A 22,379-nucleotide genomic window follows, 5' to 3' on the forward strand; every position below is an offset into this window, starting at 1 on the left:
TTATTCAAAGGTTGTTAAACTTAGCGCAAGGCTGAAGCAGTAATCGTATTTTTCAATTGATTTCATCCTCAAAAGTCGGTTCTGGGAAATTGATTTGAAAAGGATTTATCCTGATCGCCAGTAAAGGTTTGATTTTTTGAATGTCCGGAAAAAAATCCGGGTTTAAATCCAGGTTTTGCACTTTAGCTAATTTGCCCCATCCAAATCCTGTGGGTTTGGTATTGTATTTTACTTTGTTCCAAGTCTGACAAAGATTGATGGGCAAAAATGAAGTTGAAACAGGGAATGAAATTCCACCATGCGTGATTTCTGTTGAAAAGATTACTTGATTATCGGATTTTAATTGGATGATGTCTCTGTTTTTCTCTTTTTTCCAAATGAAAGGGAGGGTTTCTTTTGGTATTCCCCAGTTGGTTCGTCCATTTTGGGCACTAGCCAATGTATCTACATAGATCTTTGTTATAGCCTGTTTTTTTGATTTCCGAAATTTCCCCGGTAAAAACAAGAGTTCATGGTAAGGTCCGACAGGAGATTTCTCGTATTTGATCAACATGACATATCCTAAACCTCCCTTAAATCTTCCTTTGAGGTGTTTGGGAAGCAAACCGAATTTTTCAATCCAATCTTTTTTGAATTTGAAAATAAGAATGATTGCTTCCCCATTGAGTTTCCAGGGTGGAGGTGATTTCAAGACGAGCTTTAAATCTTTTGTGATTAGCTGATTTTCATGCATAAGGTGACGGGCTTATTGCGGTCCAACCTCCATCTACAATGAGTGTCTGGCCGGTGATATGGCTTGCAGCATCGGAGAGAAGAAATGCTGCTGCTTCAGCAATGTCTGAAGTGAAAGCAGGGCGACCTAATGGGGTGAGTTTTGACCAGATTTTGACGTATTCCGGATCGGAGGTAGTTCGCTTGGTTAGCGTAGCGCCCGGTGCAATGGTGTTGATGCGGATACCAAAAGGAGCTAGCTCCAAAACCAAATTTTTGGCAAGCATTTCAATCGCTGCCTTGCTCATTGCATAGGCAGCGAGGTTTTGATGACTTTGATGTGCTGTAACAGAAGAAGTGAGCAAAATTGAGCCACCGCTTTCCTGATCTTTCATTACCCGGGCAGCTGCCTGCGTCAGAAAAAACGTACCCATCTGATTTACCCGCATTACTTCATTAAAATCCTCAAGTGAATAATCCAGAAAATTGCCAAAAAGTGTAATCCCGGCATTGGCGACCACTTGATCCAGTTGGCCAAAATGATGCATTGCCAATTCGACCATCTCAGAAATCACTTCCAGAGATGAAGAATCGCCGGAACAACCCAGTACCCTTCCTTTCCCCATTTGCAAAAGGGAAGCCACAGCCTCATCGGTCAAACCAACTTCTTTGTCGTTCAGGATCACCTGTGATCCGGTATTCAGCAGCTTCCTCGCAATCTCCAATCCAATTCCCTGACCTGCTCCTGTGATGATGGCTACTTTTTGGGGTTTCATTTTTTTAACTTAAAGACCGGGCAGGTTTTTAAAACCTGCCCGGTCTGATTTTCTAATGCGAATCTCTTTTCACTTCTGAACCTGAACTTCCCTGGAGAAAGTCAAAATCCACTCCTTCGTGGGCTTGATTCACTTTATCCAAGAAAAGATTCACATAACCTCGCTCATAAGGGAGTTGGGTAGGGATGAATCCGATTCTTCGTTTTTCGAACTCTTCCTCAGAGATGAGAAGATTTAAGGTTCGGTTTGGGACATCCAAGGAAATCATATCACCATTTTGAACAAAGGCCAAAGGTCCGCCGATGGCAGATTCCGGGGAAACGTGCAGCACTACGGTACCGAAACCAGTTCCGCTCATTCTGCCGTCCGAGATCCTAACCATGTCCTTTACGCCTTGTTCGAGTAGTTTTTTTGGCAGCCCCATATTTCCTACTTCAGGCATCCCAGGATAGCCTTTGGGACCGACATTTTTCATGACCATCACGCAGGTCTCATCGATATCAAGATTGGGGTCATCCACTTTTGCCTTGTAATCATCGATATTTTCAAAAACTACCGCTCTTCCGGTATGGACCAGCAGGTTTGGAGTTGCTGCAGAAGGTTTTAGTACGGCTCCATTTGGGCAAAGATTGCCTTTCAGCACTGCGATTCCGGATTCCGGTTTGATTGGATTATCGAGTGTTCCGATCAGATTTCGATCCCAGCATTCTGCTTTTGCAATGTTCTCCCCGATGGTTTTACCATTGACTGTAAGTGCGTCCCGGTGGAGGTGTTTTTCGATTTCACGCATTACAGCTGGAAGTCCTCCGGCATAGAAGAGATCTTCTACCCAATACTCTCCCGAAGGCTGAACGTTGGCAATCAAAGGGATTTTTGATGAGAAATAATCGAAATCTGTCAAATCGAGTTCAACTCCGATTCGTTTTGCTATCGCAGTAAGATGAAGGATAAAATTAGTAGATCCACCCACTGCTGCATTGACCATGATTGCGTTTTCGAAGGCATTTCGGGTCAAGATCTGACTCATTTTGATGTCTTCTTTGACCAACTCCACGATTCGCATTCCAGTCATGTGAGCCAGTACCTTTCTTCTTGAATCTGCCGCCGGAATCGTGGCATTGTCCGGTAATGCGAGGCCTAAGGCCTCTACCATTGCTGCCATGGTAGAGGCTGTGCCCATTGGTGCACAATGACCAACAGATCGGGACATTGCCGCTTCCGCTTCAATAAATTCCTCCTGAGAAAGCTTCCCAAGCTTGAAGTCTTCTGCAAATCTCCAGATGTCTGAGGTGCCGATTTTCTTTCCTTTAAACCTTCCCACCAGCATGGGGCCGCTTGAAAGCACCATGGCAGGAATATCCACTGAGGCGGCACCCATCACCAAGGAAGGCGTAGTTTTATCGCAACCGCACATCAGCACGACGCCGTCCATCGGATTGGCGCGGATACTTTCTTCCACATCCATGGATGCGAGATTCCGGAAAAGCATCGCGGTAGGTTTGATGGAACATTCACCGAGGGACATTACCGGAAACTCCAGTGGAAAACCACCAGCCTCCCAGATTCCCCGCTTTAAGGCTTCTGCCAAATCTCTGAAATGGGCGTTGCAGGGAGTGAGTTCGGACCAGGTATTGCAAATTCCAATTACTGGCTTTTCTCCTTCAAAAAGATGATGGGGTAATCCTTGATTTTTCATCCAGGATCGGTAAATAAAACCATCTTTCCCTGTCCGGCCGTACCATTCCTGGCTACGTAGTTTTTTCTTGGTCATAGGTTATTAAGGGTTGAGCTATTTGGCCAAGAAGTTACCAAAAAAATGTAGAAAAGGGCAAAATGGATTAGATAATTGGGAAAAGAAGTTCTGAAAACCAGCCTTTTTCTTTCTTATTTTATCTATGCGAATTTCCAGTCTGCTTTTTCATACCCTAAAAGCAGACTAATTTAAAAAATAGATTGAGAGCTTTTGGCTCTCAATTTCATTATGCAATTCGCTCAATTTTGGCCCCGAGGGCATTGAGGCGCACATCGATGTTTTGATACCCCCGATCGATTTGTTCAATGTTATCGATCATGGATATACCATGGGCAGACATCGCAGCGATCAATAAAGCAACACCGGCACGAATATCCGGAGATGTCATGCGGATTCCACGAAGGGGATATTTTCTATCCAATCCGATTACAGTAGCACGGTGAGGATCACAAAGGATAATCTGTGCCCCCATATCGATTAATTTATCCACGAAGAAAAGTCGTGATTCGAACATTTTCTGGTGCACCAAGACGGTTCCTTTGGCCTGGGTGGCTGTTACTAAAATGATCGAAAGTAAATCCGGAGTGAATCCAGGCCAAATCTGATCAGCCACAGTCAATATAGATCCGTCGATAAAAGTTTCAATCTCGTAATGTTTTTGAGCAGGAATGAAGATGTCGTCTCCCCGAAATTCCAGATGAATACCCATCCGCTTGAATGTCTCCGGAATGATCCCCAAACGGTGGATTTGGCAGTCCTTGATCGTGATCTCCGACTGAGTCATAGCCGCCATTCCGATGAATGAACCAATTTCAATCATATCAGGAAGCATCGTATGATCGGTACCTCCAAGTTGTTTTACACCTTCGATTGTGAGCAAATTTGAACCTACTCCGGTGATTTTTGCGCCCATTCGGTTGAGCAGGTCACATAGTTGCTGAAGGTAAGGCTCGCAAGCGGCATTATAGATGGTGGTTTTGCCTTCGGCTAAAACTGCCGCCATCACAATATTGGCTGTGCCTGTGACAGATGCTTCGTCGAGAAGCATGTAAGTGCCTTTGAGATTTTTTCCATCAATATGGAAAATCTCATTCTTTGCGTCGTAATGGAATTCAGCCCCGAGTTTTTGAAAGCCAAAAAAGTGCGTATCCATCCTGCGGCGGCCGATTTTATCTCCTCCGGGTTTGGAAAGTTTGCCTTTTCCGAAACGTCCCAACAGGGGGCCAAGGATCATCACCGAACCACGAAGCGCAGAGGCTTTGGCAAGGAAGTCTTCTGTTTCCAAATAATCCAAATTGACTTCATCTGCCTGAAAAGAGTACGTTTCCGGGCCGAGCTGCCGGACCTTTACGCCCATGTCTGCGAGCAATTCGATAAGTTTGTTTGCGTCGCGGATGTTGGGAACTTTGTTGACGGTGACTTTTTCTGGAGTTAATAGTACAGCGCAAAGAATCTGGAGTGCCTCGTTTTTTGCACCCTGAGGGGTGATTTCACCTTTTAGTTGGGTGCCACCAGTGACTCGGAATGATGCCATTAATTTCTACGCTTTTTGTTGTTGTGGCCATTGTTTCTGGCTTTTTTTGGATGGTTGAACTTCTTCTTCTGAGGTTCAGCTTCGATGTGCTGGATTTTGAAGTCTCTTCGGGTATTGGACTCAAAAAGTGCATTTTCCCGTACTTTCTCCAAATCAATGTGAAGTTTACCTTTTGATAGGGTCTTGATGTCATCCAGGATGATGCCGTCGTCGAAATTGTCCCTGTTCCAGGTAGAATGGAACGAGCGCATCAACTGACCGATGTAGATGATTGCGGCTTCTTGTTCCTCGTCGTTATTTATTTGGATGGCTTGTTCAATGAGCTTCTCAATGTTTCTTCCGTAGTGTTTGAACTTGATTTCACCCTTCGGATATCCGATTGGCTGAGGTTTTTTACCCAGCAGCTCCTTTTCAGGAATTGGGAAAGGTGCGTCCACGTCAAGCTTGAAATTAGACATGATGTAGATGTCGTCCCAAAGCTTCTGATCATTCTCCTGCTTCCAGGTTGGATTGAGCTGTTTGATGATTTCGACGACAGTGTAGGCACTTTGAGTGCGCTTGTCACGGTCTTCTATCGCGGTGACGTGATCTACCAGGCGTTGAATGTTTTTGCCGTATTCTTTCAAAATAAGTCGTTGTTTTCAGGTTCGGTGTGCTTCATGTTGCTTCCTGGTTATCGCCATACAAAAGGTAACAAAAAACCACCAAAGGACAGGGAAGCAGGTGATTAGTCTATGATTCTAAGCTTGGCAAAGCTAAGCAATAATGTTTTCTCCCCAAAATGCTCAAATTGTATCGTTGCTTTTTTATTAAGTCCTTCTGTTTCAATTTTTTGTACCTTTCCAAATCCAAATTTCGGATGCTCCACCAGTTGATCCGCCTTGAGGCTATTGGTGTTGGAGGGCTTGAAATCAGGTGAAGGGGTGTGGATTTTAAGCTGGGAGGGCTGTCGGGATTCCGGTTGTTTTTTGATTCCAATGAAACCACTGGCTCCCGGTAAACCTTCCTTCCGAAGTGCTCCCGGCATGTCTTTGGATGACATCCGCTTGTTTACTTTGATCATCCGTGGATCCACTTCTTCCAGGAATCTGCTCGGTTCGCAGTTGAGCAATCGTCCAAATCTGTAACGTGAAAGCGCGTAGGTTAAGTATAATTTTTCCATCGCCCGGGTGGTCGCGACATAGAAGAGACGGCGCTCTTCCTCGAGGTCTTCCCGACTTTGCATCATCATCTGGGAAGGGAAAAGATCCTCCTCCATACCGACCACAAAAACCTGCTTAAATTCCAATCCTTTGCTGGAGTGAATGGTCATCAGCGTGATGGCATCGGTTTTATCCTTGTCTTGATCGTTGTCCGTAAGTAAGGCTATTTCCTGGAGAAAAGAACCCAAACTTTTATCCTCATTCTCGGGATTATCCACGTATTCCTTGATCGCATTGAGCAATTCCTGGACGTTTTCGTAGCGGTTGAGTCCTTCGATGGTTTTGTCCTCATAGAGTTCGCGCAAAAGTCCACTTTGCTTGGCAATGCTACTGGCGGCCTCAAATGCGTCCTTTCGCTCCACTTCAATCTGGAAAGCTTTGATCATGGTGGCAAAATCATCCACCGAACTTACGGCTCTTCCGGGCAGAAAACTGTGCGCATTTTTTACCACCTCCCAGAGCGGAATGTCGTGGTCATAAGCTGAAACCAGAATTTTCTCCACCGAAGTATCGCCGATCCCCCGCTTTGGATAATTGATCACCCGCTTGAACGCCTCCTCATCCACCGGGTTCACCGTGAAGCGCATGTAAGCCATCAGATCCTTGATTTCCTTTCGCTGGTAAAATGAAAGTCCTCCCACGATTTTGTAGGTCAGGTTCATCTTGCGCAGCGCTTCTTCCATCGATCTCGACTGGGAGTTGGTTCGATAGAGAATCGCAAAGTCGCTGTTGTTGAGCTTTTTATTGTTTTTCTCCTCAAAAATTGTGTTGGCGACGATCCGTCCTTCCTCTCCGTCTGATGTCGCTTTGATCAATTCGATCAAATCGCCCTCAGGATTTGAAGTCCAGACGAGCTTTTTGAGTTGAGCTTTGTTTTTTTCGATGATGGAGTTTGCTGCCTCGACGATGGTCTTGGTAGAGCGGTAGTTTTGTTCCAGTTTGACCACAAAAAGATCCGGATAGTCCTTCTCGAAGTTTAGGATATTTTGGATATCCGCTCCGCGAAAAGCATAGATACTTTGTGCGTCATCCCCGACGACACAAATGTTTTGGTGGACCGCTGCGAGTTTTTTGGTGATGAGGTATTGGGATATATTCGTATCCTGAAACTCGTCCACCATCACGTATTTGAAGCGCTGCTGGTATTTGTTCAATACGTCCAAATGATCTCTGAAAAGCACATTGGTATTGAAGAGTAAATCGTCAAAATCCATCGCTCCTGCCTTGAAGAGTCGCTCCTGATAGCGTTGATAGAGTTCGCCCATTCGGGGTTTCATCGCAGCTTCGTCATCGGCTTTGACATAGGGGTCATCCTGATAAGCCTTCCATGAAATCAGTCGGTTTTTGGCACCGGAGATACGGGAAAGCACCACGTTTGGTTTGTATACTTTGTCGTCAATCCGCATTTCCTTGACCAGTGTGCGAATCAATGACTTGGAGTCGTCGGTATCGTAAATCGTGAAGTTGGAAGGGTAGCCGATTTTGCCGGATTCGACTCGTAGTATTTTTGCAAAAATGGAGTGAAAAGTACCCATCCAGGTATTTCTGGCTTCCAGACCGACAAGCGTCTCGATCCGATGCTTCATTTCGGCAGCGGCTTTATTGGTAAAAGTCAGCGAAAGGATATTGAAGGGATCAACACCCTTGGCGTAGATCAGGTGCGCAATGCGGTAGGTCAGCACCCGGGTTTTGCCCGAACCTGCACCTGCAATGATCATCACCGGTCCGTCGGTATGTTGTACTGCCTGTATTTGTGGGGGGTTCAGTTCTTTGAGGTAATCCATTTTTTAGTATCTAGTAGCTAGATTTTAGTATCAAGAGATAAGATCTCAGTCTAGCGTTTTCTTGTGATTTTTTAAAGTACGAAGCTTCGACTGCCCTCAGCATAAGTTTCAGAAGTACGATTTACAAGCTCATCCAACTTGTTGATGTAAAACTCAAGTTGAGGATTTGTGAATTTGGGAGTTACGGCTGCACAACCTTTCAACCTTAGAACCTTAACACTTTCCAACTTTATAACCTTACAACCTGAGTCCTCGGGCAAATTTTCCAATTTTTCAATTTTCAAATCTTTCAATTCACTACACCTTCCACCGCTTATGACTCCAGAGATATAGGTCAGGTTGGTTTCGGATGTTTTCTTCCAGCCTGCGGCAAAACTCATCCGTGATGCTGTGCGACTCATGGGAATCGTAGGGAGGCTCGGCAAGTTTAGCGATTTCAAAACGGTAATGTCCGCGTTTTAATTTGGTCATGGTGCCAAAGAAAACCGGGAGCTCCATCTTTTTGGCCATAAACTCTCCTCCTTCGAAGAAATAAGCCGGTCGGTTGAGAAAATCCCGCTGATAGCGCTTTTCCGAACGGGGAGGCCGTTGGTCCGCTGCCAAATGTACGATTCTAGGCTGACTTCGCATGGTAATCATGCTTTTGCGAAACTCCCGTTTCTCGGTCATCACTCCACCGAAATGTGTCCGGATGGCGAGCATCAGTTTGTTGAAAAAGGGATTATTCAATTTCAGGTAAACCGTTTCTGAAGTCACTTGAGTATTGAGCGCCACGCCCAAAATCGCCATTTCCCAGTTGAAGACGTGACCTGCCATCATCAGGGCACTTTTGCCTTTATTGACTTCCGCATCGATCATTTCCTGATTGATAACCTGAAATCGCTGCCGGAGTTCTTTTTCGGAAATGGTCAGCATTTTGATCGTCTCGGCGAAAAAGGCATCTGTGAAGTTGCGGTAGAATTTGTTTCGGATTTTCTTTCGTTCTTCTTCTGATTTCTCCGGAAATGCAAACTTCAGGTTTTCGTCAATTACCTTTTTGCGGTAGCTGATCAAAAAACGGGCGACCAAATAGATCAAATCCGAAAAAAGATACAAAACCGAAAGTGGCAAATAGGACAGCAGCCTAAAGAAAAACATAAAGACTAGGTGTGTTGGTGGGGAGTTTTGCTCTGATTCGGGAGCGATTTCAGCAACAAAATAAATTAATTCGCCCGACTTTCGGTTTAATTTCAGGTTATAAATTAGGCATTCATTACTTTTGAGCCTTATGTCTGAAGTACAGCGCAGAAAATATTCTCAGGAAGAGAAAACGTCCATCTTTGATGGGGAATTTATGCCGCACATAGATTCCATGTACAATTTTGCTTTTCGGCTCACCTTCGATGAGGACGATGCCAAGGATCTTGTGCAGGATACTTACATGAAGGCTTTTCGGTTTATCAATTCCTTTGAGCAAGGGACCAATGCCAAAGCCTGGCTTTTCAGAATCCTGAAAAACAGCTTTATCAATGAATACCGAAAGAAAAGTAAGCAACCTGCAAAGGTAGATTATCAAGAGGTGGAAACTTTCTACAACTCGGATGATGTTGACTACCAAAGTACTTCCGATCTCCGGGCAGAATCGGTCAAAGATATGCTCGGTGACGAGATCTCCAACGCACTGAATGCATTGGCGGTAGATTTCCGAACGGTGATTATTCTGGCAGATTTAGAGGGATTTACTTACGAAGAGATGGCAAAGATTCTCGATATACCCATCGGGACGGTGAGATCCAGGCTGCATCGCGCCAGGAACTTGTTGAAAGAACAATTGAAAGGATACGCCCAGTCAATGGGGTATAATACGGACGAAGAAGAGGAGGGTTAAAACGATTACTTATGGAAATAAACGATCAAGCATCCGGAGAGCGAAAGCTTCAGTGCAGTGATGTCAGCAAATGTTTTCAATTGCTGGAAAGCATTCTCGACGGAGAAATGGGCGAAACCGGCAAAGAGCAGATGAAAGAGAAGTTGGCCAAATGCCAGCCTTGCTTTGAGCACTATCACTTGGAGCAGGCTATTCGGGAAATGCTCAAAACCAAATGCACCAAACAACCTGTACCCACGGAACTGGCTAATTCCATCCGCCAGATGATTCAGGAAAGCAAATGAGCAAAACCCAAGGTAAAGCAATAATTTTCTCCGCCCCATCCGGATCAGGAAAGACTTCTTTAGTCAAGCACTTGATCCAACACATACCCAATTTGGGTTTCTCCATCTCGGCCTGTACCCGGGACAAAAGAGGAAGACATGAAGTACACGGGCGGGATTACTACTTTTTAAGCATTGATGAATTCAAAAAGAAAATAGACGATGATGCCTTCGTAGAATGGGAAGAAGTCTATGAAGGAAATTTTTACGGAACCCTCAAAGAAGAAGTCCAACGCATCTGGGACAACGGAAAAGCTGTCATTTTTGATGTGGATGTCAAAGGTGGACTGGCACTCAAAAAATACTTTGGACCTCAAGCCCTGGCCATTTTTGTGAAAGTACCCTCACTGGAGGTGCTGAAAACCAGACTGCATGATCGGGGAACAGAATCCGAGGAATCCCTTTCCAGAAGACTCTACAAGGCTGAGTTTGAGGCAAAGTTTGAGCCTCAGTTTGATATCAGCATCCTCAACGATGACTTTGAGCGATCTTCTCAGGAGGCAGTTACCTTGGTTTCGGATTTTTTGGCGAAGTAAAATGAAGATCGGGCTGTACTTCGGAAGCTTCAATCCGATCCACGTCGGGCACCTGATCATTGCCAATGTGCTGTACGACCGCACGGACTTGGACGAGGTTTGGTTTGTGGTCAGTCCCCAAAATCCCTTCAAAAAGCAACAATCCCTGATCCACGAGTTTGACCGGCTGCGAATGGTCGAGCTGGCAATTGCAGATCATTTCTACTTCCGGGCCAGCGATGTGGAGTTTCGGATGCCGAAACCGAGCTATACCATCGACACGCTCACGTATTTGAGTGATCAATACCCACAGCATCAGTTTTGTCTTTTTTTGGGTTCGGATAATCTGACACATTTCCAGAAGTGGAAAAACCATCAGGCGATCCTGGACAATTATGAGATCTTTGTCTACCCCCGACCGGGTGAAGTTAAGGGATTTGAGCATCCCAAAATCAAAACCATAGAAGCCCCGCTTCTGGATATTTCCGCAACTTTTATCCGCAAGTCCATTCAGGAAGGACACTCGGTCAAATACTTGCTGCCGGATAAGGTGGAGGAGTATATTTTGGATAAGAAGCTCTATCTGTAAAAATAAAAAATAGCAAATTCGTCCGATTTCTTTATCCATGAGAGTTGGTTTTATACCATTAAGAAATTAAGGAAATTAAGTTTTGTGCTTAGGATTAATTTTGCGGCCATATCCAGTCTGGATAAGGAAATATTGATTTAAAGATTCTCAGGGGTTGTTCCCAATACCAACCTAATTTAGAGCACAGAGAAAAACTAAAGCTTTTCACATCAAACCTTCTGCATTTGAGAGGATTGATTAATATAATTTCGTAAAAGTGACCGTTCAAAAAAAAAAAAACGCCGTCCAAGTATTTTACAAATAAATTTTTAGACTAGATCTTGCATTTCGAGGACTAGCTCATTAGATTAGTTTCAGCTTCAAAATGAAGCAGTTTTTGGCCAAAAGCTTTTAATCAATTCTAACATCTTAATATCATGAGAAAGTTATTCTTTGGTCTGGCGTTTTTTAGTGCCATGGCCTTTTCGAACACAATGACAATTGCGCAGACTGATCCACCACCACTGGAAACGGGCGGAGATGGTGGAGGTAACAAGATTTGTTGTCTACAAATAGGTGCATTTTGCCAAGATCGCTTCGGTAATGCCTACAGTGATTCTATAGAATCTCCAGGTCCAACTTGCACAAGGCCTTAATCAAATATTTATATATGGCAGCCAAATAATTTTATTTTTTGGCTGCCTAATACTCTTATTAGAATATGAGAAATATAATATTACTTTGCTTTCTTTCATTATGTTTTTTAGGAGGGTGTTCAACATCAAATGATACTAATGTTTCTTTGAATTTGAAGTTTGAAGATTTTAATCAATCAAAAGAATTAATAGGAAAAAAAATTCAATATGATAGTATTTTAAATCCCAGAAAAATTTTATTGAAAAACGACTATTTAATCGTTTCAACTGATGGTTCAAAAAACCTTCTTCATTTATTAGATGTAAATGGTCTCGAATATATTCAAAGTAAAGGTGTTCAGGGTCAAGGGCCTGGAGAAATTAGATCGATGATTTGGGAATTAGATCGGGGGATTGACGAAAACTCTTTTTGGGCTTATGATTTAAACAGTAAGATATTTTACGAATATGATTTAGATTCAAAAAGTAAATATGCCGTCAGAAATATCAGACAAGATAAAGATTGGTTTTTGGGGTTTTCAATAAACTTAATAGATGAAAATAAATTCATTTCCAACGTAACAAGAGATAATTTTAAGTATGCTATTTTTGATAGCCTCGGGAATAGACTGGATTCATTTGGTCCTTGGGCGGGTGCGGGTCAAAAAGTGGTAGATGAAGATACGGGATATTTATTATTAGGACTTAATCAAGGTCAAATTGATTATAATTTTAATAATAAAATTTTGAGCCATTCAAGGCTTCGTTTTGAATTATTGGAAATTAATAATTTGGAAAATGAAAATACTATAAGTATTTATGGTCCTAAAAGTTATGAAGTAAAATATGATGTTTTTGACAGTAATGGTATGCCAACAGCGAATGTGGATTCAGCTATACCTATGGGATATAGTGATGTTTTTACAGGTGAAAATTCCGTTTTTGCAGTTTATATTGGAAAAACTAATTCAACTATTACGAGTTCAGGAGAAATGTCGAGAACTATTTTTGAATTTAGTTTGGAGGGGAAACCATTATCACATTTCACCACCAATTATCCTATTAAGTCTATATGTGTTGATGAAAAAGCAAAAAAAATTTATGCAATAACTGATGATAAAGACCCAGGTATAGCGGTCTTTGAATACTAAGCTATTCATATAATGTTTAAATTTATTGAATCTGGGTATTTTAAAACCATAGAGGCCCTGCTTTTGGATTTCTCGGCGACTTTTTATCCGCAAATCCATTCAGGCAGGCCACTCGGTCAAGTACTTACTACAGGATATGGTGGAGGAGTATATTTTGGATAAAAAGCTCTATCTGTAAAATTCTTTTTTACAGAAAAAAGTTTTACCAAAGAGTACATTGAGAGGTTTTTCACCGCGAAGCATCGCAAAGGAAGATTAATTGTAGGCTTGAGTGAAATTGATAACGAACTTCAGGCATCCATAGCACAGGTTTCTTTTTTCAAGAGCACGGAGAAAAAGCTAAAGCTTTTTGTTTTTTCACCGCAAAGCACGCGGAGGATCGCATAGAAAGATTAATGGAGGCTTGGATGAACTTGATATTAAACTTCAGGAATCCCCGAAACAGATGACATTTTTCAAGGGCACGGAGGAAAAGCTAAAGCTTTTCTGGATTACTCGTCACTTAAGGCTGTCCACTTGAAACTTTTTTCACCATAAAGCCCTGTAGGGGTGAAATGTAATAGCCAGGGGTTTTAACCCCTGGATTTGAGCGTTTCCACCATTCCCTGCGCTGGCGCAAAATGCTCATTAGGAACCGAAATGCAAGTGCCAGCGCAACACAATAAATTTCATTCAGGAAAGCGATTTTACAACGGAGAGTTTCGGGAAAGGGAAACATTGATTTAAAGATTCTAAGGGGTTTTTCCCAATACCAACCTGATTGTGAGCACAGAGAAAAACGAAAACTTTTCACAGCAAACCCTCTGCATTTGACAGGATTGACTAAGATAATTTCGTAAAATTGACCGATCAAAAAAAAAAAAAACGACGTCCCAATATTTTACAAATAAACATTTAAACTAGATCTTGCATTTCGATGACTAGCTCATTAGCTTAGTTTCAACTTCAAAATGAAGCCGTTTTTGGCCAAAAGCTTTTAATCAATTCTAACTCTTTAAAAACTATGAAAAAATTACTGATTGTAGGAGCATTCATTATTATGGCATTTCCTTCTTTTGCAGACACTAGAGGGGAAACTAGAGATTATTATGGAGAGGTGGAATGTCCTAATGGAGATGTAATTGAAGTGAGAGGTAAATGTTGTGAACCAGGTGGAATATGGTATTGTAATTATGTGTCATGCGCTAATTATAATCCAGTTACCCCAACATGTCCATCAATTGGAGGATAATTTATGAGTAGATTAATTTATTTATTTATAATTCTTTCTTTTTTTTCTTGTGACAAGAACGAAGATGAATTATCAACTTTCACACCAGAGGTACTACATGTACCTCTGGGTAGTGAGAAATTAAAAGTTTCGACCATTTTTGAGAGCGTTGAATACTTAAGGCTTAGAGGAAATGGTACTTTATATCCATCGAGAGTTGATCAATTGGAATTTATAGATGATGAGATCTTTATAATGGACAAATCCATGGGAGCGATTTTTAAATTCTCAAGCGATGGGAATTTATTAGGTTTTTTAAGTAAATCAGGAGAAGGTCCCGAAGAATATCAATATCTCCATAGATTTATCGTAGACCAAAAAAATCAAAGGATAGAGCTCTATGATAAGGTGGGACAAAAGATTATCACATATGACAGAGATTTAAATTTTATTGAATCTTTTAGGATTGGTTTGTTTTTTGAAAATTTTGTAAAAATAAACAATAGGAAATATTTGATATATACGGCTCAGGATAATGTGCTTAATTCAGAGAATTTAACTGATAATTTGTTGATATGGAATAATGGTCAAATAGAATTTTCAGCTATCCTAAGAAGAGGGACAGACAGTAAATCTCAGACAAGAGGGATATCTTTTCTAGATTCAAATAAAGAAATACTTTTTATACAATCCTATAATGATACGATTTATAAGTACTCTGTTGAAGACAATCTATTAACAAATAAAATACTAGTACAGTTCCAATTTCCACTAACCAAACAACTAATGTCTGTAGATGAAATACATGAATATTCCTCGGAAAGTTCATTTTCTACTGCCATTGATAATTTATTAATATCGGAGGATGTTATATCGTTTAACTATGTTCACTTTGAAAATAATAAAATGTTGAGCATGTGTTATTATTTCTTTCCTGAATTGAACAAATATATTTCTTCAAAGTCTTTATACAATGATTTTGATAACTTTAATTTATTCAAACACTCCAATTTGAAGGGTAGTATTTTTTTCAATGTTATAGATCCTGATTATCTGAGTTTAATAGATATTGAAAACACAAGTGTAAATTTTAAAAATGCTATCGATCTTAATCTACCATTTGAAGATCAAATGATATTATTATTATTAAAAATGAAGGATCCTTCTCAAATTGAATTTGATTAAAAATAATGTTGCTGGAAAATGAATTTAAGGTTTTCCTTAGGGTAAGTATAATGCCGTCATCAAAAAAAATTTAAAGAAGTTTGATATTCCAAAATCAAAACTATTGAAGCCCCGCTTTTGGATATTTCCGCAACTTTTGTCACAGAGGCCACGGAGAAAAGTAGATTTCAAGGGGCATTATTTCCTGAGTACCTTTGTTGCGATTTCATATTTAACTTTTTAGAGACCACAGAGAAAAGCTAAAGCTTTTTGTTTTTTCACCACAAAGCTCTGAATGGGCGACATGGAATAGCCAGGGGTTTTAACCCCTGGATTTGAGCGTTTCCACCATTCCCTGCGCTGGCGCAAAATGCTCATTAGGAACCGAAATGCAAGTGCCAGCGCAACAAGATAAATTTCATTCAGGAAAGCGATTTTACCATGGAGAGTTTTGGGAAAAAGAAATATTGATTTAAAGATTCTCAGGGGTTGTTCCCTATACCAACCTAATTGAGAGCATAGAGAAAAACTAAAGCTTTTTTACCCCAAACTTTCTGCTTAGACAGGGTTGATTAAGATGAATGTGTAAAAGTGACCGTTCAAAAAAAAAATGCCGTTTAAGTATTTTTCAAATAGTTTTTTAAACTAGATCTTGCATCCCTGTGACTAGGTTATTAAATTAGTTTCAGCTTCAAGATGAAGCCGTTTTTGGCCAAAAGCTTTTTAATCAATTCTAACTCTTTAAAAACATGAAAAAGGTATTAATTGGATTGGCCTTTTTGGGGTCGCTTGCTTTCAGTAGTACCAATACTAAAGCTCAAGGAATGGCTGGTGACGGGAGTGTGGGGGTTTCGATTGTAAGGTTGAAATCCTAATTTGTAATATTTTCACTGGTTCATCGCGCTAAGTTTGTCATCAAAATGGAACTGGTGTGAGCTGTAGCTGTGTTTGTGGCGAGTCTACCACTTGTCCTTAAAACTGTTTTCCTCCTTGGTTAATAGCCAAGGAGGATATTTCATCTTTTAGATATTTGCCTTAATACTATGTTTAAGCCCTTTTGGATTATAAATATATTCATTCTTACTATTTTTTGTTCTTGTAAAACGAATGATAAGAATGAACCATACTTAGTAATTCCCTCCTGAATCCTCTGAAAATCGCACGATAAGTTCTTTGGTTAAGAATGTTGAGTTCAGACCACTAGTCGGAGAACCTATACTTATTCCCTTTGAAGCGGATCGGATCGATTTTTCGGATGAGCTTATTTTACTTGGGGACTTTACCTTCTCTCAATCTGTATATGCCTTTGATAAGAATACCGGAAAAGCACTCGAGATTCCGCTTAAGAAGGGAAAAGCCCACAGGAAGTTCGTGCCGTAAATGATTTTTGGCTGGATGGGGATGTTCTCTATATCTTGGATGGAATTGGCCGAAAAATCGTTCCTATTTCCTATTTATTGGGCACTTTTCAACAACTTGATCCTATCAAACTGGAAGTTCCCTTTCGACGCTTTGCCAAGACAAAAACGGGTTTTGTTGGACTGACGGGAGGCGGACAGGATAATACTTTAGCCTTTGTGGATGAAAGGGGAAAGTTGATTTCCTCACACTTTCCCAATTCTATTGAATTTTTAATGAGTCCTCCAAAACCCTTCCACAAATTGGTGGATGGAAATGAGGTTCGCGTGCTCTTTAATTCATCATTTAACCCGGAAATTATCCGTGTGGATAATGGGGTTGTTGAGCCATTCAGCGGTATGGAATATGAGGGAGAGTTGGTGAAAAAACCCACCAACACCAATTTTGTCCAGGATCAAAGTGGCTTCAATCAATATCGTGAAACCTTGAGAAACTAGCCCTCATTTTTTTCCATATTTGAAACCACCCCTGAGCAGTTTATTTTCCTTTATTTTATTCAGGATTCTCCTAAACTAGCCTTATCCTCCGAAGGGAAGGGAAGCACATTTCGCTTTGAAAACCTTAAAAACGACCTGAGTTTTGAAAATCAACCATTCCCCAAAGTCATCGGAGTGAATGGATCCCGGTTTGTCGCTTTGGTAAGTACTGATCAATTGAACCGGGAAGATCCTGCATTTGCTGGTTCAGATTTGGAGAAAGCGATTTTAGCCAATCCTGAAGCTATGGTTTTTGTACTGGAATTTGAGTTGAATGTGGAATAATGGTTTTTACCATTAAGGGAATTAAGAGAATTAAGTTTTGGAGATCAAATCTCCTGTACAGTTCAAGGCATTATGAGTTGAATTAAAAGTGCAAAATGAAGCGCTAAGCTTTAGGTCTAAATGCTCTTAATCTTCTTAATGGTTAGAAAAATGAGAAAAAAAATCCCGAAGCCACCGCCTCGGGATTTCTCTTGTTTCTTGATTCTAGGCTCTTGTTTCTTTCAGTTTTCAGATTTCCTTGTCTAAAATCTTGTGTCAATTATCTAGCGTCTTTCTAACATCGCTACCCGATCCGGCTTGGTCGATACCTTCTTCCATATCCATTCTCCGACCTGTTTTCCCTGTTTACTACCTTCCGTGATGGCGGGCATGTAGTGGATTCCTCCATAGAATCGGCTGATGGCAGCTTCTTGGGCCATTTGGGTAAAGCCTTTAAACTCCCGGATAGGAAGCCCATAGGCAACTTCTGTACTGTCTACGATCGGTAATTCATCTCCGAAAAGTTGCGTTAGTGTATAGGCAGCTGCAGTAGACGCGACACTGTGTCCAGAGGTATGCTCAGGAAAAGGTGGGGTCTGCAATAGCGGCACCCAATCCTCATCGATGTATTGGTTGATATAGGTCTCGGGACGGATCAGTTTGCTTCGGTACTTTTCATCCCAGCAGGCGATAAAGGCTTCATTGAGTGAAATTCCCGTCAGTGCCAAGGCTTCCACGGTACCTTTCCAGTCTTTTCCGGCTGCAGCAGACGCGATCGAAGCGATTCCCATCCAATGTCCACCGGGCGTGATTTTCTTTTCTGCAAACATTACATGGCCTTTGACATTCATTTTGTAAGGGTTGCAGTCCCAAAACATGGCTATTGCCGTTTCTTCGGGGGTCGCGTTTTGCTTTGCATCGTAGACTTCCTTGGCCAGCTTGTAAAACTCCGAGGAAGGATCAGTAGAGTAAGGCGGGGGAGGTGCAATTTTAAACTGGGCCGCAGAATCCAGTACAAAGGTTCGAATCTTATTCCAATGCGGTTCAATGGCCTCCATGTAAGCAGGAGGCGTAGGTTGCCAAGTTCCTGGCTGATTGACTACGCTGTATTTTGGGAAAGACCTACTTTCGTGGTAGTTGTCTTTCTTGGCATACGCCAAAACCTTTGAGGCAACTTCTCTACCATAGTTGACCGAAGCTTCAAATACCTCTTCGGGAATGCCTTTTTCCTGCAATTCAGCAAAAACAGCATCCCGGTGCTCATTCATTTTTTCCTCCGAAAAGATCAGGGTAGTACCCACCTGATAGTAGGCCGCTAAGGCTGCCAAAGGTGGATAAACATTTTCCGGTACAGGCATCTGAATCGGTTCCGATCCGTTCAATTGCCCCATCAAGGAAGCATAATTAGCAGGATCGGTAGCGGCGACTACCTCATAGGCTGCAAGCGAAGCGTAGGAATAAATCCGAACAGCTACAGGGGGCGAGAAGATGTCATGAATGATGACTTCTGTGACCCGATTTTGTGCACGGTGAAAATACTGCCCATCGCTGATTGCATTGCTGTAATCTACAGGTTCCTGACATGCCGAAAAGGCAAGGCTTAGAATTAGCGTAAGACAAATTAATTTAAGGGTACGCATAGTTAATTTTCATTTTTAAGTTGACGATCGATTTTCCCTGGCGGGCGATTGGGTTTTATCAACTTACATGAGTTTTCAAATCTAACTATAAGGCATTCAATGGCAAATGATTTGCCTCATGTTTTTATTGGATCCACATCAGCGGACCATTGTTTTGGGCACCGAGGATTGAAGTACCGCGCTTTGTCCTGACAGATTTCAGCTTTCTGACTTCAGCTTTCTGACCTTTAACTTTTGGAAGTTCTATAAAGCCAGATTGACTCCATTGGTAAGTCAGAATTTCAAGGTTCATGGACTTGCCAAGATCCACTCTAAAATCCGAGGAATTGCCAGCTAAGTAAATCCTACCAGACTCCTTATCCACTTCAATAGTGAAAATTGGACTCCATTGTGCCTCTGCGGGAAAAGGCACAAATTCAAAACTCCCATCCCCTTGCTGAAAATAAACCCCGGATCGGAATTCGTATGCAGGAAGTTTTCGAGCTTGTGCTATTTCTTCCTTTGAGAAAAGGTCAGCAGGCGTGCTTATTTTGGAGTAGTCTTGATAGGAGATGTGATTTCGCTTAATTCCCGGAATTTGTCTGATTAAATCATCTCTAGTGGCTAAAGGAACCAGCTTTTCTCCCATATAGTGGAAAATAACCGGATCGGCCTGTGCATTTCCGTCAAAGTCATGATGATAGAGCCAAACCGGTTTTTCCTTAGAAGCCTTAAGCTTGCTGTTTAACCCAAGATTTCCTGTCAAAATATCCATCCTTCCGTCTCCGTTGATGTCGGCGACTTTGATCGTGTTGATCCAACCTGCGCCGTATTCCAACCCTTTTGGTTGGATTTCGCTTAATTTCTTTTCCGGGGAAAGCTCAAAAACCCGAACGCCCTGCCAATCGCCGCTGAGGAGCAGTTCTGCCTTACCATCCTTATTCAGATCGGCCCAATCGGCGGAGTTAACCATTCCAAGGTCGATATTCAGACCAAACCAAGCTTCGGTTTCGTCTTTGAATTGCCCATTTCCCTGATTGATCAACAAGCTGCTTTTTGGACTAGCTCCAAAGTCTCCACTTTTGACTGAGCTACCCACAAATAAGTCCAAGTCTCCATCTCCGTCCACGTCATGAATGGCAATGGTAGCGGTATTTTCGCCGATAGGCGGGAGGGAATTCATCGAAAATCTGAAATTACCGGCGCCGTCACCAAAGAAGATCCGGTCAAAATTGAACAGATTGCCGGATTCGTATTCGTTTCCACCGCTCCCAACAAACAAATCTAAAAATCCATCCCCGTTGAAATCCGCAAACTCAGCAACTACATCCTCTGCCTTGGCCAACTGCGCAAACATGGGATTCGATATTTCTTCAAATGTTCCCTCTGCTTTTTGCATGAAAAATGCCCCGGACTGATCTTTAGCTCCGCCTACATAGAAGTCATCCAAACCGTCCCCATTTACATCGGCAACTGCCAAAGCAGGACCCATTCTGGCAAAAGTCTTTGGAGCCAAATACTCCCGTTTGATAAAATCTACATCATCTTTTTCCTGATGCGTCCAGTTGATGAATGGAAGTGCTACCTCATCGGAGGAAGCAGAAGCGCTCAAAATTGCTGGTTTTCCCTGGTTTTGAGACAGTGTAATCAGTTGATTTGTCAATGTTTTAGGAAAAATTTCAGCCTTGCCATCGGGCCAGTTGACCTGAATGGAGTCAATACCTTTAGTTTTTCCCAATCCAAATACCAAGGTGGTGGAAGGGCCCGACTGGAAGCCCCGACTGGTGCTGAGTCGCTGTGACCATTTCCGATTTTGGGAGTAAAAGATCACCTGTGCTCCAATTCCAAACGAATTTTGATCCTCGCCTTTTAAATCGATTCTGAGAAAGTTATTCCCGGATTTTTCGCTTTGATTTTGATATACAAAAGCTTCCTGATCCAAGTTGTTGATGACTAAATCCAAATCGCCGTCATTGTCCAAATCGGCATAAAGGGAACCATTGGAATAGCTTTCCTGATCCAATCCCAGGGCTTTTGCTTCGTTTTTGAACTGTAGATTTCCCTGATTTTTCCAGGCGAAATTCGAGATTTTCAGACTTGGAAGCATGTCAATCTGCCTTTTTCGAAGTTCTTCCATGCTGAGATTAGGATCTGCTTCCTGACTGTATTGGATAAAGTCCAGGTCGTTGGGCCGCTTCACGATCCCGTTGGTCACGTGAATGTCGGCAAACCCGTCATTGTCCATGTCGAAAATCAGGGGTGACCAACTCCAGTCCGAAGCGTGAACACCCGCGAAAAGGGCGATTTCTGCAAAGCCTTGCTCTCCCTGATTCAGCTGCAGGTGATTCCGCACATATTGATCCTGATAGCCGAATTGTTCCTTGACCTGATAGACTTCCGCCTTGTCTTCCCCGACTGATTTCATCCAGATTTCCGGATCTTCTGGGAGCATGTCTGTGGTAAAAATCTCCGGCAACCCATCCCCATTCAGATCGGCAGCATCATTGCCCATGCTGTAGCGACTCGTGTTGGAGATGAATTCATTCAGCGCCTCGCGAAAAGTGCCATTTTGAAGGTTGAGGTACAGGTAATCATTTTCGGTAAAATCATTGGAAACATAAATATCGAGCCAGCCGTCCCCATTGAAGTCTTCCACGCTGACTCCCAAACCAAATCCCAGAATGCTGGAGAAAATTCCGGATTCTTCTGTTACAACTTCAAAACCTATTTTACCCTCTGAGGCCAAATTCTTAAAGAGTTTGTCCCCACTAGGATCGATCTTCTCCCGAGCTCCCGCTTTGGCAAAAACCTCAGGTGATTTGACGTTGTGATTGAGTAGGTACATATCCAAATCTCCATCCCGATCGTAATCGAAAAACACGGCATGCGTGCTGTAGCCCCTGAAATCAAGCCCAAATTCAGCCGCTGCCTCCCGAAACTTCCCCTCCCCGAGATTGAGGTAGAGTTTATTTTTTCCGTCGATTCCAGGCAGATTTCCTACCTGACAGACGTAGATATCCAATAATCCATCTCCATTCACATCAGCCATTGTGACACCGGTGGACCAGCCGCCGTCACCGCTTACTCCGGCAGATTCAGTAATGTCTTCAAACTGGAAATTCCCCTTGTTGAGGTAAAGTTTGTTTGGGACTTGATTGCCGGTGAAGTACAAATCGACTAATCCGTCTCCATTGATGTCACCTGCGGCCACACCGCCTCCATTGTAGAAGTAGAGGTATTCGAGGATGTTGTTTTCTGGGGTGGAGGTCAGCTGATTTTGAAAGGTGATTCCTGTTTTTTCAGCCGGGAGAAGTGAAAATAAAGGAGGGGTATCCGTGGAGATTTCTTTTTTGCAGGAAAAAAGTAAAACCCCAAGCCCTAAAATCCAGGTGAATTTTAATTTCATTC

General features: G+C 42.2%; 21 protein-coding genes. 12 read left to right on the forward strand and 9 right to left on the reverse strand.

Going from position 1 to position 22,379, the window contains the following annotated elements; genetic code table 11:
- Positions 1-52: 52 nt before the first annotated feature.
- The 7 genes from C4S61_RS02925 to C4S61_RS02960 form a co-directional block, all read right to left on the reverse strand.
- On the reverse strand, positions 53-733 hold the full coding sequence (locus C4S61_RS02925) for an acetoacetate decarboxylase family protein (protein WP_103923304.1): 681 nt from the start codon (positions 731-733) through the stop codon (positions 53-55).
- Positions 726-1,487 (reverse strand): SDR family NAD(P)-dependent oxidoreductase, encoded by a 762-nt coding sequence (locus C4S61_RS02930; RefSeq protein ID WP_103923305.1) that lies wholly within the window; start codon positions 1,485-1,487, stop codon positions 726-728. Before C4S61_RS02930 ends, C4S61_RS02925 begins: the two co-directional genes overlap by 8 nt.
- 52 nt (positions 1,488-1,539) lie before the next feature.
- On the reverse strand, positions 1,540-3,258 hold the full coding sequence (locus C4S61_RS02935; RefSeq protein WP_103923306.1) for an IlvD/Edd family dehydratase: 1,719 nt from the start codon (positions 3,256-3,258) through the stop codon (positions 1,540-1,542).
- A 208-nt stretch (positions 3,259-3,466) separates the two neighbouring features.
- Complete coding sequence (gene murA / locus C4S61_RS02940) at positions 3,467-4,774, reverse strand: UDP-N-acetylglucosamine 1-carboxyvinyltransferase (RefSeq protein ID WP_103923307.1); 1,308 nt, start codon at positions 4,772-4,774, stop codon at positions 3,467-3,469.
- The gene (locus tag C4S61_RS02945) at positions 4,774-5,400 is read right to left on the reverse strand and encodes a DUF4290 domain-containing protein (protein WP_103923308.1); all 627 of its coding nucleotides are present in this window, start codon (positions 5,398-5,400) and stop codon (positions 4,774-4,776) included. Before C4S61_RS02945 ends, murA begins: the two co-directional genes overlap by 1 nt.
- 101 nt (positions 5,401-5,501) lie before the next feature.
- Positions 5,502-7,760: an ATP-dependent helicase gene (locus C4S61_RS02950; RefSeq protein WP_103923309.1), complete on the reverse strand. Its 2,259-nt coding sequence runs from the start codon at positions 7,758-7,760 to the stop codon at positions 5,502-5,504.
- Between the two features lie 297 nt (positions 7,761-8,057).
- Positions 8,058-8,897 carry a lysophospholipid acyltransferase family protein gene (locus tag C4S61_RS02960; protein WP_103923311.1) on the reverse strand — a complete coding sequence of 280 codons (840 nt, stop codon included), beginning with the start codon at positions 8,895-8,897 and terminating at the stop codon, positions 8,058-8,060.
- A gap of 130 nt (positions 8,898-9,027) precedes the next feature.
- Here C4S61_RS02960 and C4S61_RS02965 point away from each other — a divergent pair, with 130 nt between their 5' ends.
- The 12 genes from C4S61_RS02965 to C4S61_RS21770 all read left to right on the forward strand — a co-directional run bounded on the left by C4S61_RS02965 (position 9,028) and on the right by C4S61_RS21770 (position 17,373).
- Entirely contained in the window at positions 9,028-9,627 is a 600-nt protein-coding gene (locus tag C4S61_RS02965) for a sigma-70 family RNA polymerase sigma factor (protein WP_103923312.1), read from the forward strand.
- An 11-nt stretch (positions 9,628-9,638) separates the two neighbouring features.
- A complete protein-coding gene (locus C4S61_RS02970; RefSeq protein ID WP_103923313.1) occupies positions 9,639-9,911 on the forward strand; it encodes a mycothiol system anti-sigma-R factor in 273 nt (90 codons plus the stop codon).
- Positions 9,908-10,486, forward strand: a complete 579-nt coding sequence (gmk, locus tag C4S61_RS02975) for a guanylate kinase (protein WP_103923314.1) — start codon at positions 9,908-9,910, stop codon at positions 10,484-10,486. The genes C4S61_RS02970 and gmk overlap by 4 nt, the downstream gene beginning before the upstream one ends.
- Before the next feature lies 1 nt (position 10,487).
- Positions 10,488-11,054: a nicotinate (nicotinamide) nucleotide adenylyltransferase gene (gene nadD / locus C4S61_RS02980; RefSeq protein WP_103923315.1), complete on the forward strand. Its 567-nt coding sequence runs from the start codon at positions 10,488-10,490 to the stop codon at positions 11,052-11,054.
- A gap of 700 nt (positions 11,055-11,754) precedes the next feature.
- Entirely contained in the window at positions 11,755-12,819 is a 1,065-nt protein-coding gene (locus C4S61_RS02990) for a BF3164 family lipoprotein (RefSeq protein WP_103923317.1), read from the forward strand.
- Between the two features lie 12 nt (positions 12,820-12,831).
- Positions 12,832-12,981, forward strand: a complete 150-nt coding sequence (locus tag C4S61_RS02995) for a hypothetical protein (protein ID WP_200820532.1) — start codon at positions 12,832-12,834, stop codon at positions 12,979-12,981.
- An 841-nt stretch (positions 12,982-13,822) separates the two neighbouring features.
- Positions 13,823-14,050, forward strand: a complete 228-nt coding sequence (locus C4S61_RS03005) for a hypothetical protein (RefSeq protein WP_103923319.1) — start codon at positions 13,823-13,825, stop codon at positions 14,048-14,050.
- 3 nt (positions 14,051-14,053) lie between these two features.
- Complete coding sequence (locus C4S61_RS03010; protein ID WP_103923320.1) at positions 14,054-15,214, forward strand: 6-bladed beta-propeller; 1,161 nt, start codon at positions 14,054-14,056, stop codon at positions 15,212-15,214.
- A gap of 728 nt (positions 15,215-15,942) precedes the next feature.
- A complete protein-coding gene (locus C4S61_RS22475) occupies positions 15,943-16,068 on the forward strand; it encodes a hypothetical protein (protein ID WP_262495001.1) in 126 nt (41 codons plus the stop codon).
- Between the two features lie 298 nt (positions 16,069-16,366).
- Entirely contained in the window at positions 16,367-16,573 is a 207-nt protein-coding gene (locus tag C4S61_RS03015) for a hypothetical protein (protein ID WP_103923321.1), read from the forward strand.
- A gap of 11 nt (positions 16,574-16,584) precedes the next feature.
- The gene (locus C4S61_RS03020; RefSeq protein WP_235009784.1) at positions 16,585-17,049 is read left to right on the forward strand and encodes a hypothetical protein; all 465 of its coding nucleotides are present in this window, start codon (positions 16,585-16,587) and stop codon (positions 17,047-17,049) included.
- Between the two features lie 174 nt (positions 17,050-17,223).
- Entirely contained in the window at positions 17,224-17,373 is a 150-nt protein-coding gene (locus C4S61_RS21770) for a hypothetical protein (protein WP_160111196.1), read from the forward strand.
- 263 nt (positions 17,374-17,636) lie between these two features.
- Here C4S61_RS21770 and C4S61_RS03025 read toward each other — a convergent pair whose 3' ends face one another.
- Together C4S61_RS03025 and C4S61_RS03030 are read right to left on the reverse strand one after the other, a co-directional pair.
- Positions 17,637-18,992 (reverse strand): vanadium-dependent haloperoxidase, encoded by a 1,356-nt coding sequence (locus tag C4S61_RS03025; protein ID WP_103923323.1) that lies wholly within the window; start codon positions 18,990-18,992, stop codon positions 17,637-17,639.
- A gap of 124 nt (positions 18,993-19,116) precedes the next feature.
- Positions 19,117-22,377, reverse strand: coding sequence for a VCBS repeat-containing protein (locus C4S61_RS03030; protein WP_103923450.1), 3,261 nt, complete (start codon positions 22,375-22,377; stop codon positions 19,117-19,119).
- Positions 22,378-22,379: the final 2 nt, after the last annotated feature.

The sequence above is a fragment of the Algoriphagus boritolerans DSM 17298 = JCM 18970 genome (assembly GCF_900108085.1).
Classification (GTDB): domain Bacteria; phylum Bacteroidota; class Bacteroidia; order Cytophagales; family Cyclobacteriaceae; genus Algoriphagus; species Algoriphagus boritolerans.